Origin of the sequence: Novosphingobium sp. 63-713 (assembly GCF_001898925.1) — a bacterium.
Classification (GTDB): domain Bacteria; phylum Pseudomonadota; class Alphaproteobacteria; order Sphingomonadales; family Sphingomonadaceae; genus Novosphingobium.
In genome coordinates this window covers 37,780-49,465 of sequence record NZ_MKVS01000028.1, presented here as the reverse complement: position 1 = coordinate 49,465, position 11,686 = coordinate 37,780, and the positions used below count along the sequence as shown (strand labels likewise).

The following is an 11,686-nucleotide window of genomic DNA, read 5'->3' as shown; positions in this document are numbered from 1 at the left end:
TCTTTATGCCCATCGCGACTATCTCGACCGGCGCGGCCTTCCGCAATCCATCGCCGAACTGCCCGGGCACGACCTGATCGGGGTGGACAGAAACAGCAGCCTTTCCCGCGCGATAACAGGCGCCCTGCCCGGCATCGAACACGGCGATTTCGCGCTGCGGGCGGACAACACAGTCGTCCATCTGGCCGCCATCCGTGCGGGATTTGGCATCGGCATCTGTCAAACACGCATTGCGGCCCGGGATAGCGCACTCGTGCAGGTTCTCCCGGATGCTTTCGTCTTCGGCCTACCGCTCTGGATTGTCATGCATGAAGACCTGCGAAGCAGTGCCCGATGCCGGACAGTGTTCAACATCCTTGCCGCCGATCTGCGATATGTCGTGAATGCGTGAGCTGTTCGCCCGCAGAGCTGGCATCGACAGACCTGATTGCGTTCATCGGAAATGGCAAAATATCCATATCTGGAGAAGGGCTTAGGCGGGCCAATGGCACGAGCGCCTTCAAGCCGGGAAAGTTAAGGATGGCACATCGGCAACTTTAGGATAATGGGGGCGTTCGCCGCGCAGCCTTGCGTGGCCACGCACGGCTGACGAAAAGGCGAATTCCATGGGCGGCCCGGGCGATTGTCATTTTCAACCGGCCTTGGCCAGTGAAGCAGCGACCGGGCAGCCGGTAGGAGAACCGGCATGATTGCGCGCGAATTGATTGGTACGGCACAGGTCCCCGACGGCGAGGAATTGCGCCTGTTCCGCCATGGCGGCGATTTCATGATCGTGCTGGATCGCAACGAATTGATGAGCACGCGGATGCGCGGTTCCGAAGAGGCGCTGGCTGTGATGTCCTGCGCGCGCATCGCCGGAGCGACGCAGCCGCGCATGCTGATCGGCGGCTACGGGATGGGCTTCACTTTGCGCGCCGCGCTGGCCAATCTGCCTGATGACGCACAGGTCACCGTTGCGGAAATCGTGCCCGAGATCATTGCCTGGGCGCGCGGGCCGATGGCGGAGGTAGCGGCAGGTTGCCTCGATGATCGACGCGTCAGGCTCGTGCAAGGCGATGTCGTCGACGTGATCGCTGGCTCTGCGCGCGGGTTTGATGCCATTCTGCTCGATGTCGATAACGGACCCGATGGATTGGTGCGCGCCGGCAACGACCGGCTGTATGCCAAGGCCGGGTTGCGCACTGCTGCCCGCGCGTTGCGCCCCGGTGGGGTGCTGGCAATCTGGTCCGCCGCGCGCGACGACGCCTTTACGCGACGCCTGAAAGCCGCCGGCTTCGCGGTGGACGAGGTTACGGTCTATGCGCGCTATGACAAGCAAGGCAACGGCAAAGGCGCCAAGCACGTGATCTGGTTCGCAAAACTCGACGCCGAGCGGCGTGGCAAAACGCTTTAACTCCGGTTGCGCCGCCATTCCTGACGTGCCCGGACGCTGATCAGGGCGTCGGAACCGGTCGTTCATTTATCCGGAAGGGCGATGCGGGTTACGCCTAAACCCGCCCTTCGCGGAGCGGCTCAAGTTCTCCCTTATTTCCGGTTTGAGGGCATCTCCGTCCGGCCAACGGCTTTTGGCAATCATTTCCTTTGCTATCCGGGCAGCGCGGGCATTTCCAAAGATGAGATAAGGGCTTGCTCTTCAAAGCCCATTTGACACCATTCCTGAACCCAGGGATGGGCGAGCAGCGCTTCGCAATAGGGCCGCGCTTGAACAGGCACCTCCACGCCATATGTGCGGAAGCGTGTGGCGACGGGGGCAAAGAAAATATCTATCGCGCAAAAATCACCCAACAGCCATGGGCTGTCCGATTGTCCGGCGCGCGCCCAGATGGTGTTCACACGGTCGATGTCGGCCTGGACCGCGGGCGTAACGACAGCCTGTCGACGGCGGCCCCGCGTGTTGACAGGCATGGCCTCTCGCAAAGCATTGAGGCCCGAATGAACCTCTCCGGCATAGCTGCGCGCGCGTGCCCTGTCTGACGGCCTGGCCGGCCACACGGCAGGGTAGAGTTCATACAGCGTTTCAGCAATCGCCAGCGTATCCCAGACCGGCATGCCACCCACGTTCAACACCGGAACCAACCCTGTTTCGCCGCCCAGAGCTTCGACCCTTGCGCGTGACCCCTGCTCGTAAAGCGGCACCACGGTTTCCTCAAACGGCGCCCCGCTCAGGCGCAGCAGCAACCAGGCGCGCATCGACCAGGAAGAATAGTTGCGGTTGCCGATAATCAAATGGAATGTCACGCTCTGCGATCCTGAACATTGGCCGGCAATACAGGTCTAGCGGCGCGGCAAGCGCGCCGCCGAGTGGTCGACCTTGTCAATCCATTGTACGCAAAATGGCAGGGAACTCTATGCCGCAATGGGATCATTGCCGCAGTTTTCTGGCGGCCTGCCGGTCGGGCAGCCGTCTCACCCGCTCGCGCCAAGGGCTGATCCGGACGGAACTGACATTCCACGCTCTGATATGCGGACTCAAAGCTGCCTGCCCCGGTCAGTAGCACGATGAGCGGCTTACCACAGAATTAGGCATCCCAATCGTCCCCTCATTCCCGCGATGCAAGTGAGGCAGTCGTGTCGCAAGGCTGCGCAGCCTCTAAAAATTGAAGCATGGTCCGTGTAAAGGCATCGGGGCTGTCCACATTGGAGATATGGGCTGCTCCTTGAATTAAATGATACTGCCCCAGTGGCGCTCGCTCTGCCATGGTGCGGCTGAGTTCCTGCGGCGACATGCGATCAAGTTCGCCTGCCACAAAGAGGACCGGCATGGCCAGATTCCGAATGCGATCCGAGAAGTCAGAATCGGTGATTCCGCGTGCAACATGCGCCAGCGATGGGCCATCAGCACCTGCGGCAATGCCATGCCAGACCTGCCAGGTACACAACCCCTCCGCCGTTTTCTGAAAGCCCGGCGATACCAGCGATGGCCAGTTCTGCTCCAATCGCAGCACCGGACCATGGGGCAACTCGAACGTCCGGGCCCACCCTTCGGCCATGGATTTGAATTCCGGTGTTGCGGTCCGGTCAAAACTGTTCGCAACAATCATGCGGCCGATACGCTGCGGATGGCGAAGCCCCAGTTCCAGCGCCACCATCCCGCCCAACGAGAGGCCGACAACATCGAGCCGGTCAAGACCCAAATGGTCCATCAACGCCTCGCTATCATCGGCAATGTCCTTCACACCAAACGGGGCCGACACGCTGCCCGAGACGCCATGCCCCGCGTGGTCCGGCACGATGGCCCGATAACCGGCGGCCATCAGCGCGGGCACCTGCGGCGCCCAGGCCCGGCCCGAATTGCTAATGCCATGGAGCAGGAGAACCGGTCGCCCTTGCCCCATGTCGACATAATAATTGGTGCGACCCTGCACTGTGAAAAAGGCCATGATTGTTTCCTTTCGATGGTTCAGTCAGATTGCTCGCCGGTCCGCAGGCCCAATGCCGCCTGCATCCGCTTGGAACCGGGCAGGCACAATCCCATGAGCAGCACCGGCAAACTGGTCAGCATATCGTCCAGCCCTGCCTCGCTCTGCGTCAGGCCGAGCAACGGCCCGATCGAGGCCGGCCTGGGGCGCAGATCGATGCCGGCGCGCAGGATCACGGCCGCAAGCAGCAGCCAGCCGGAAGATTTTGGCATGATGACACTCCGATAGGATGGCCGCGCTTGCGCTTGAGCTCATTCCCAATATGTCTCTACATAGAGATATATATCTTGACGTCAAGATATTTGACGATGAACAGGGTGCGACCGCTGACCAGAACGCCAATGCACAGCTTTACAAGATCACGTCCGCGCAAATTGCTGGCGATGGGAAGGTCGAACAAGGCGCGGTCGCGGCGGTCTTTTCCCTCGCGGCGAGACCGATAGCCGCCAATCAGCGCGTGGTGCGTCGGAAGGGGGATTGCCGCCGCCAAAACGCTATCCGAGGGCTCGAACGGGATCATGCAAAGCGCCCCTGCGTTCATCCAAAACGAAAGGGTTGATCCTTCAGGCAAAACCGTTTCGGATAAAGCTCGGCAATCTTTTCCTTCAAACCTTGTTTGCCGACCTTGGCGTTAATACGTTACCGCCTGCGGTTGCGCGTTCTTTCTGCGCGATCCGAATAGTCCCCAAGGATTTTGATATGAACCCCCTGATCGAAAAGCTGTCCTGGCGCTATGCGACCAAAAAATTCGACCCCGCCAAAACCGTCCCGACCGAAAGCGTCGAACGGATCATCGAGGCTGTTCGCCTGACCGCAACCTCGAGCGGTCTCCAGCCCTTCGAACTGCTGCTGGTAACGAACCCGGAAGTTCGCCAGAAGATCCGCGCGGTATCGTGGAATCAGGCGCAGATCACCGATTGTTCGCATTTGCTGGTGTTTGCCGCGTGGGACGACATCACGCCCGAGCGGGTCAACATGATGTTCGACCTGACCAATGAAGTGCGCGGCTTTGTCAATGAAGGCTGGGAAAATTACCGTCAGCAGTTGCTGGGCATCGTTGGCGCAAGGGGCACCGAGGCAAATTATCAGGCAGCGGCGCGCCAAGCCTATATCGGTCTGGGATCGGCATTGGCGGCGGCCGCTTTCGAAGAAGTCGATGCCACGCCGATGGAAGGCTTCGATCCAGAGGCTGTTGACGAAATACTGGGCCTTAAAGCACGTCATCTGCGCAGCGTGATCCTGCTTCCGCTCGGCTATCGGCAGGCCGAGGGCGACTGGCTCGTCAATCTCAAGAAGGTCCGCCGTGATCGCAATGCTTTTGTGACCGAAGTCCAATAGCAATGACCCGTAATGGCGGCATACCCCGTCGGGTTGCCGCCATTACGGCGCCGGGCCAGACGAATGGCGGGCAGCCGACCAAGCCGATGTTTTTGTCCGCAACATCGGCTGCCGAACCCGCAGAGGAAACCGCACCGCAGGAATGCCATGACGTCGTTGTGAAGGCCAAGGCTATCGACCAGCTTCCCGGCAATATCACCCAGCTGCGATGATTGTATCATCATACACTGGCCATGGTTCCTTGGCCTCAAGGTGGCGAAAGTCCTGAAGGGCCCTTCGACATCACCAGCGATAATAGTGGTGATGATGGTGATGGTGATGATGATGGTGGTGATGATGGTATACCGGCCGCGGGACCCAGCCCCACCCATTCCAAACATAGCCGTTATCATAGAACCAACGCGCACTGTGGTGATGGTGGTGATGGTGGTGATGATGATGGTGGTAGTAGCGGCCGTCGCCGCCCCAATACTGGGCTTCGATCAGGCGCGGCTGGGCCGCCGCAGCGGCATCCGCAGCGTTCAGACGGGCAGCGGCATCGGGCACCGGCTCAAACAAATCGGCATAGGACGTCGCCTCCGGCACAGGGGCCGCGAGGGCGGGCGGGGCGGCAAAGGCAGAGGCGGCAATGGCCAAGACCGCTGCGCCTGAGAGAATATGTTTCTTACCGGTCATACGCTTGCTCCTTGCGTCACGACGCGGAAGGCCAAGGGGCTCCCGCTTCACTGGCAACAAACGCAGACATAATGGGGCGGGCTTGACCCATCGCTGAACCCGCCCGACATCCGAAGTTCAGCAAGCGCTGCCCGCCGCGCCGTGGCGGCTACTCACCGCTTTTCTGCCTGGCGTGGGCGCGGGCCGCCCTCGCCATGTTGCGATATGTCCCGTCGAACACGGTGTTCGTCGAGGAAAGCCAGCGTGTCCCCTCGGCCAGAGCATCGCGGCTTGCCGAAAGCCGACGCGACCGCATTTCCCGTTGTGCGGCGTCTTCCCGTCCCATTGCCTGCAGCTCAAGGTCCGGTTCGGAGGGAATGCAGATGAAGCTGATGAAAGGCTCGCCCTTGCGAAAGACATGCGTGGTGCCGGGCGGCGGGGCCTTGAAGATGCAGAAATTGATCATCGGCCACCACTCGCTCCGGATCAGCGCCGGAACCGCAAGTGGGGTCGAGTTGGTCGCGTCGGTGAAGAAGCGGGGGTGCGGTTCACAACGGATCGCCCATCCCGGCGGCGCGGCCAGATCAAGCGAGAGCTGATAGGAATAATAGTCCTCGCCAAAGGCGCGGAACGGCGGCCACATCGCCCCTTCCTCGGGCGGAGCCCCCCAATCCGCCTCCAGCACGACTTTGCCATCGACCGAGCGCACGCGAAGTTCCGGGTCGAAGGGATAGAGCAGTTCCACGCCGTAGCGCGCGCTCTCCGAAAAGGGGATACAGTGCCAGGGCTGCTCGTGACTGCCGTCGACGCGTTGTTCGGAGGCGCCCGCCCACCCGGGCACGGTGATGCGGATCTGCTGCGGATCGGAACGATCGCCATAGGATCGATAGCTGACAACGGGCACGCGACTTCTCCACCATTGGACTTTGCACTGTGTGGGTATTCAGACCGCAAATGAACACCCGATGAGCATGAAGCTGCTGCTTTCATCACAAGGCGCCAACAGGTGCATGCCGGAGCCCCTGCACGCACGGCGCGCCCAACCCACCGGCGATCAGTGCCCCAGGCTATAGAGGCGCTTGGCCCCGCTCCGACTTTATGCGTTGATCCAGCGCCTTGCGTGAACGCTCGACATAGGCGCGGCAGGCGCCGGGCTGGTTGTTGTATCGGCCTTTGCCCGCATTGTCGGGATGGGCCGAAATCAGGATATCGCAGGGCGTCGCGCTCATCGCGGCATAGCTGCTGCGGAAGCCGGCGATGATCGGGCGGGCGCGCGGTGCCGTATAACGATAATCGTCCGTCGAGACCGGATTCAGGCTGGAAGCGAAAACGATCATCCGGCACGCCCGCCCTTCGCAAGATTGCCAGCGCCAGCTCATGCTGCCCATCGTATGCCCCGGCGTCGCCAGTGCGGTGATGGTTGTGTTGCCCAGCCGCAAAGTCTGGCCGCCACGGATCACCTGCACCTTTGCAACCGCCGGCCAGGAGGAATTATAGCCACGCTGCGGATCATCCGGCGCCATGCGACCGGCCATCAGCCCTTGCGCGCCGCGCGGACTGGCAAGGACGGTGGCGCCGGTATCGCGCGCCAATGCTGCGATCCCGCCCGCATGGTCGAAATGGGGTTCGGTGCTCAGAATATATTTGATGTCACGCGGGCGAAAGCCAAGCCGCCTGACGTTGTTGAGGATGGCAGGCGCGGCCTGAGGCAGGGCGCCGTCGATCAGGATCAGGCCTGCGCCTGTATCAACCAAGGCAACACTCAGGCCGCCAAAGCCAACAAGGTAACTATTGCCAAAGATCTTCTCCGGCGGCGCCGGGGCCAGCCATTCGGCAGTATGGGAGCCGATGATCGGCTTTGTCAGCGGATCTTGAGCCGGTTGCGCCGATACGCTGATCGGGGCCAGCAGCGCCGCCAGCGCGCCCGCTATCCATGGTGTTCTCGACATTCGCAGGTCTCCTTCGCGGCAAAAACTGCGACAGGGGAGGTGCCGAAACAAAGCATCATTTCTCGACAGAGCCATGAGCTTGCTTCATACCTTGGCGATGCACCGCGCCCAGCTCCCCCTCAACGCCCTGCGCGCTTTCGAGGCGGCGGCGCGCCATCTCAACTTTACCCGCGCCGCGATTGAACTATGCGTCAGCCAGGGAGCCGTCAGCCATCAGGTCGCGCAATTGGAGCGGCGGCTTGGCACGCGTCTGTTCCATCGCCTGCCGCGTGGCCTTGCGCTGACCGATGATGGACAGGCGCTGGTGCCGGTGCTGGCCGACATGTTTGATCGGGTGGGCGCGGTTCTCGACCAATATGCGGACGGACGGTTTCGCGCCGTGCTCAACATCGGCGTGGTCGGCACCTTTGCAACCGGCTGGCTGCTCCACCGGCTGGATGGGTTCACGCGCGCCTGCCCTCACATCGACCTGCGGGTTTCGACCAACAACAATCGCGTCGACATCGCAGCCGAAGCACTCGATTTCGCAATCCGGTTCGGAGACGGCGCCTGGCATGGCACCTTTGCCGAACCCCTGTTCGAGGCCAGCCTGACCCCGCTGTGTGCGCCATCCATCGCCGCCCGCCTGAGCAGTCCGCGCGACCTCGCGCAGGAGGCGCTGCTGCGTTCGTATCGGCCCGATGAATGGCGCCGCTGGTTCGAGGCGGCGGGCAGCCCGCAACCCGTGTTGCGCGGCCCGGTGTTCGACAGTTCCGCCTTGATGGTCGCGGCGGCGGCCAATGGCTTGGGTGTGGCGCTGGCGCCCGCCGCCATGTTCACCCGCGAATTGATTGCCGAACGTCTGGTTCAGCCCTTCGACATTACGGTCGATGCCGGACGCTACTGGCTGACGCGGCTCCTCTCCCGCAAGGAAAGCGACGCCATGCGGTCCTTCCGCCATTGGCTGCTGCACGAAGCTGCCGCAGAAGCGCCAGTAGCTTCCAATTGATACATTCCAAGCGGTAGTTGGTTCACCTGCGCTTGGTGTACCTGAATTTGGATAAAGCGGCGATGGAGAGTTCCTTCTCTTCCCTCAAGACCGAACGGGACCGCAAGAAGATCTATCGGTCACACGAGAGCGCCAAGCCGCCACTGCTCAGCATATGGGAAGCGGAAAAAAGGGGGCATCTCATCAATTCACAGCGCTGCTCCAAGAGACCAGCGGCGCAGAACGCAACGAAATGCCCACAAACCCTTCAGTTGCCGGGATCAGCGGTCTTTATCGCCGGGCCAGCTCCAATGTGATCGGCCTGATCTTTGGCCTGGACACCCTCGGTAAAGGTGCTGTCGAGCTCTGGCAGCATGGTCTTGTTCCAGTCCTGCCACATCCCCGCCAGTCGAGCGAAGTCTTCAGGCCTGCGCTGCTTGAGGTTGGCTCGCTCCAGAGGATCATTCACGACATCGAAGAGATAGGTATTGTCCGCGATCTTCAGAAACTTGAGGTCGCCATCACGAACGGCGCGCTGATGATTGGCCTTATAGCGCCAATAAAGCGTCCGCTTGACGTCTGTGCCGCCTCGCAAGGACGGGAGGAGGTCCATGCCGTCCAGCGGATATTTTTCGTCCGGCCTGACCCCGGCGGCGGACAGCAAGGTTGCCACCCAGTCCATCGTGATGCTGACCTGATTGTTCGTCGTGCCCTGAGGCAGGCCGTTGGGCCAGGAAATGATCGAAGGCACACGCAGGCCCCCTTCGAGCAGCTCGGTCTTTTGCCCGCTGAACGGCCAGGTATCGGCAAAACGCTCGCCACCATTGTCGCTGGTGAACACGACGATAGTGTCTTCCCTCAGCTTGTGCGCATCAAGCGCCGACAGGATCCGGCCCACCTCGGCATCCATCGCCTCGATCATTTTGGCATAGGTTGCGTTGCTTCCGCCGTCCAGATCACGAAGGCCGGTCCCGCCGATGCGCTCTGATTCCGCCTGATCGCCGGGGCCTTCCCACGGCCAATGGGGAGCGTTGAAATGAACGCTCAGGAAGAAGGGCTTGTCCAAAGCCGCACTGCGCTCAATGAAGTCCGCAGCATGTTCGCCCAACTGGTTGGTCAGATAACCGGGGATCTTGACAGGCTCATCATTGCGCCAAAGATCGTCGTTGTCGCGTGAGCCCTTGTGCGAAAAATAATCGAGGGCGCCGCCCCGGAAGCCGAAGAATTCCTCGTAACCGCTTTTCAACGGACCGAAATCCGGCAGGCTCCCAAGATGCCACTTCCCCATCAGCGCCGTGCGATAGCCGGACGCTTTCAACATGGAAGGGAGCGTCGGGTGTTCGGGCGGCATTCCAATACCGGCACTGTCACCGGCAATGGGCTCTTCCAGCCCAACGCGCAGGCGGTATTGATAGCGCCCGGTGATCAGCGCGGTGCGAGTCGCCGAACACACTGCGGAATTGGCATAGGCCTGCAACTGCCTGACGCCCCGCTTGGCCAGACTGTCGATAGCAGGGGTTCGGACATCGGGCCTGCCGTAGCAACCGACATCCGCATAGCCCATGTCGTCGGCGAGAATGAACACGATGTTCGGGCGACGGCTCTTGCGGGCGGTCGCCCCAAAGCTGGCGGTTGAAACAGCGGACAAAGCGCCCAAGCCCGCTATAGCCCTGCGGCGCGTCGTGGTCATACCCATCATCTACTCCCAAAATCTGCCTTGATTGGTCAGGGGCGGCCGCTAGCCGCCCCCGAGCTGATCACATGTCGAAGCGAAGCCCCACGCGGAAGAAGCGGTCCACCAGGTCATAAGTGGTTGCCGACGCATCGAAGTAGCTTACGGCCGGAACATTGTTGTTGGCAATGTCGGCCGAGGTATAGGCCGCATCAATCACCCCGGCTCCGATATAGCGATGACGGAGCGAGAGGCCGAAGTGCTCATTGTCGAAGTTGGCCGAGTGGAAGCCCCGCCAACGCGTCGGCCCGTTACCCTGGCCGACTTCGCCTATGAGATCGTCAATCAGACCGTTGCCATTGATGTAATGCTTGCCCGTATAGTTCCAGAGGCCGCGAAGCGTAACCTGTCCATTGCCGAGACAGAAGCGGTAGCTGCCTTCGAAATCGACCCCTTCCATGACTTCCTGACGGAAATTCACGGGTTTTATGATCAACTGCTGGATCTGGTTGGCGCTGTCGCGAATGATGAAGCCGCAAAGCGCGGTATTGCCGGCATAGCAACGATCAACCAGTTGCTGATTGGTCAGCGTACCGATGGAACCATCGATCTTGATCCGGTAATAGTCCAGCGACAGGCTTAGACCGCGCATGTAATCAGGCTGGAAAACAATGCCGAAGGTTCGCGTGTCCGAGCGTTCGGGTTGAAGCCCCGTATTGCTGGACTGGATGCGCAACACCTGAACATTGACATTGTTGTTCGCCGGATCGCGAACCTGCTGGCTCGTCGACTGGCCGCCCAGGAAATACTCGTTCAGGTTGGGCGCGCGAATGTCGCGCGAGAAAGTTCCGCGCAGCTTGATGCCGTCGATAACGTCATAGACAAGGCCGGCCTTCCAGGTCGTGACCCATCCGCTGGTGCTGTAATCGGTGGCGCGGATCGCGGCGTTGAAATTGAGCGAGCGGCCGATCGGTGAGTCCTTGAAGATGGGAACGGCCACTTCGGCGAACCCTTCCTTCACGTCATACCCGCCCGACGACGGCTTGTAATTGCCGACCGCAATGATGTTCGCGGGCTGGGTTCCGCCCGGCACATAGGCGGGGTTCTGCATGAACTTCAGGCCATTATACTAAGGGCGCGAATCCACGCGGTCGACACTCCCGATGCTGGAGTAGGATCCGCTGACGACGATATGCCCGCGCCCGTCGGCGAACTTGGCCCGCCTGAAAGTTCGGCCTTGTATTCGGGTGCATCGCCATAGGCCGAGATGCCCGCCTGAGCCTGGCCCTTGATGCCGGTATAGTCAGTATCGAGAACAAGGTTGACGACGCCGGCCACAGCATCAGAACCCCACGCGGCCGAAGCACCGCCCGTCACGATGTCCACGCGCTTCAACAAGGCGGTTGGCAACAGGTTGAGAAAGCGGCAATACTCGCCTGCGGCGCGGCCTGGAGCGCCTTTTCGTCAACAACGGTGGTTGGCGTGGGAGCCTGAAACCCTCCCTTGGCAATCCGCAAGCCGGTGACCACGATGACCGCGTCCTGGGCGGAGGTATTCCTGTTGTTTTGCGGCCTGCGCGAAGGCGGCTTCGCACGCCATCACCTGAACCAATGCAACGCCAGCCAGCAGCAATGGCTTTTGCGCAAGGTTTCTCATGCTTTCTCCTCTCACTTTTATTGATGCCGTC

General features: G+C 61.1%; 16 protein-coding genes. 6 read left to right on the top strand and 10 right to left on the bottom strand.

The genetic code is table 11. The annotated features are described in order from the left end of the window. A partial coding sequence (locus tag BGP00_RS15790; RefSeq protein WP_292925770.1) for a LysR substrate-binding domain-containing protein occupies positions 1 to 391 on the top strand: 391 nt, incomplete at its 5' end. Between the two features lie 294 nt (positions 392 to 685). Continuing rightward, positions 686 to 1,393, top strand: coding sequence for an MnmC family methyltransferase (locus tag BGP00_RS15785; RefSeq protein ID WP_292690899.1), 708 nt, complete (start codon positions 686 to 688; stop codon positions 1,391 to 1,393). A gap of 191 nt (positions 1,394 to 1,584) precedes the next feature. Here the strand turns inward: BGP00_RS15785 and BGP00_RS15780 are convergent, their stop codons facing one another. The 4 genes from BGP00_RS15780 to BGP00_RS15765 all read right to left on the bottom strand — a co-directional run bounded on the left by BGP00_RS15780 (position 1,585) and on the right by BGP00_RS15765 (position 3,939). Beyond that, the gene (locus BGP00_RS15780; RefSeq protein ID WP_292690898.1) at positions 1,585 to 2,238 is read right to left on the bottom strand and encodes a glutathione S-transferase family protein; all 654 of its coding nucleotides are present in this window, start codon (positions 2,236 to 2,238) and stop codon (positions 1,585 to 1,587) included. Positions 2,239 to 2,540: 302 nt separating this feature from the next. Beyond that, a complete protein-coding gene (locus tag BGP00_RS15775; RefSeq protein ID WP_292925769.1) occupies positions 2,541 to 3,380 on the bottom strand; it encodes an alpha/beta fold hydrolase in 840 nt (279 codons plus the stop codon). A 20-nt stretch (positions 3,381 to 3,400) separates the two neighbouring features. Next, positions 3,401 to 3,631, bottom strand: a complete 231-nt coding sequence (locus BGP00_RS15770) for a hypothetical protein (protein WP_292690895.1) — start codon at positions 3,629 to 3,631, stop codon at positions 3,401 to 3,403. A 56-nt stretch (positions 3,632 to 3,687) separates the two neighbouring features. Then, the gene (locus BGP00_RS15765; protein ID WP_292690893.1) at positions 3,688 to 3,939 is read right to left on the bottom strand and encodes a hypothetical protein; all 252 of its coding nucleotides are present in this window, start codon (positions 3,937 to 3,939) and stop codon (positions 3,688 to 3,690) included. A gap of 35 nt (positions 3,940 to 3,974) precedes the next feature. On the opposite strand from BGP00_RS15765, the gene BGP00_RS15760 reads away from it, so the two are divergent. Both BGP00_RS15760 and BGP00_RS15755 read left to right on the top strand, forming a co-directional pair. Then, the gene (locus BGP00_RS15760; protein WP_292690891.1) at positions 3,975 to 4,757 is read left to right on the top strand and encodes an NAD(P)H-dependent oxidoreductase; all 783 of its coding nucleotides are present in this window, start codon (positions 3,975 to 3,977) and stop codon (positions 4,755 to 4,757) included. A 2-nt stretch (positions 4,758 to 4,759) separates the two neighbouring features. After that, a complete protein-coding gene (locus BGP00_RS15755) occupies positions 4,760 to 4,969 on the top strand; it encodes a hypothetical protein (RefSeq protein ID WP_292690889.1) in 210 nt (69 codons plus the stop codon). 70 nt (positions 4,970 to 5,039) lie between these two features. On the opposite strand, the gene BGP00_RS15750 is transcribed toward BGP00_RS15755, so the two are convergent. From BGP00_RS15750 to bla, 3 genes are all read right to left on the bottom strand, one after another. Continuing rightward, positions 5,040 to 5,432: a hypothetical protein gene (locus tag BGP00_RS15750; RefSeq protein WP_292690888.1), complete on the bottom strand. Its 393-nt coding sequence runs from the start codon at positions 5,430 to 5,432 to the stop codon at positions 5,040 to 5,042. Between the two features lie 148 nt (positions 5,433 to 5,580). Beyond that, a complete protein-coding gene (locus tag BGP00_RS15745) occupies positions 5,581 to 6,315 on the bottom strand; it encodes a hypothetical protein (RefSeq protein ID WP_292690887.1) in 735 nt (244 codons plus the stop codon). Between the two features lie 163 nt (positions 6,316 to 6,478). Continuing rightward, positions 6,479 to 7,360, bottom strand: a complete 882-nt coding sequence (gene bla, locus BGP00_RS15740; RefSeq protein WP_292690886.1) for a subclass B3 metallo-beta-lactamase — start codon at positions 7,358 to 7,360, stop codon at positions 6,479 to 6,481. A 97-nt stretch (positions 7,361 to 7,457) separates the two neighbouring features. Here bla and BGP00_RS15735 point away from each other — a divergent pair, with 97 nt between their 5' ends. Continuing rightward, positions 7,458 to 8,348 (top strand): LysR family transcriptional regulator, encoded by an 891-nt coding sequence (locus BGP00_RS15735; protein ID WP_168604100.1) that lies wholly within the window; start codon positions 7,458 to 7,460, stop codon positions 8,346 to 8,348. A 247-nt stretch (positions 8,349 to 8,595) separates the two neighbouring features. Here BGP00_RS15735 and BGP00_RS15730 read toward each other — a convergent pair whose 3' ends face one another. The 3 genes from BGP00_RS15730 to BGP00_RS15720 form a co-directional block, all read right to left on the bottom strand. Then, the gene (locus tag BGP00_RS15730; RefSeq protein ID WP_292690885.1) at positions 8,596 to 10,017 is read right to left on the bottom strand and encodes a sulfatase-like hydrolase/transferase; all 1,422 of its coding nucleotides are present in this window, start codon (positions 10,015 to 10,017) and stop codon (positions 8,596 to 8,598) included. A gap of 67 nt (positions 10,018 to 10,084) precedes the next feature. Next, positions 10,085 to 11,110: a TonB-dependent receptor gene (locus BGP00_RS15725; RefSeq protein ID WP_292690884.1), complete on the bottom strand. Its 1,026-nt coding sequence runs from the start codon at positions 11,108 to 11,110 to the stop codon at positions 10,085 to 10,087. 5 nt (positions 11,111 to 11,115) lie between these two features. After that, positions 11,116 to 11,412 carry a hypothetical protein gene (locus BGP00_RS15720; protein ID WP_292691275.1) on the bottom strand — a complete coding sequence of 99 codons (297 nt, stop codon included), beginning with the start codon at positions 11,410 to 11,412 and terminating at the stop codon, positions 11,116 to 11,118. Positions 11,413 to 11,520: 108 nt separating this feature from the next. Here BGP00_RS15720 and BGP00_RS15715 point away from each other — a divergent pair, with 108 nt between their 5' ends. After that, the gene (locus tag BGP00_RS15715; RefSeq protein ID WP_292690883.1) at positions 11,521 to 11,679 is read left to right on the top strand and encodes a hypothetical protein; all 159 of its coding nucleotides are present in this window, start codon (positions 11,521 to 11,523) and stop codon (positions 11,677 to 11,679) included. Positions 11,680 to 11,686 lie beyond the last annotated feature (7 nt).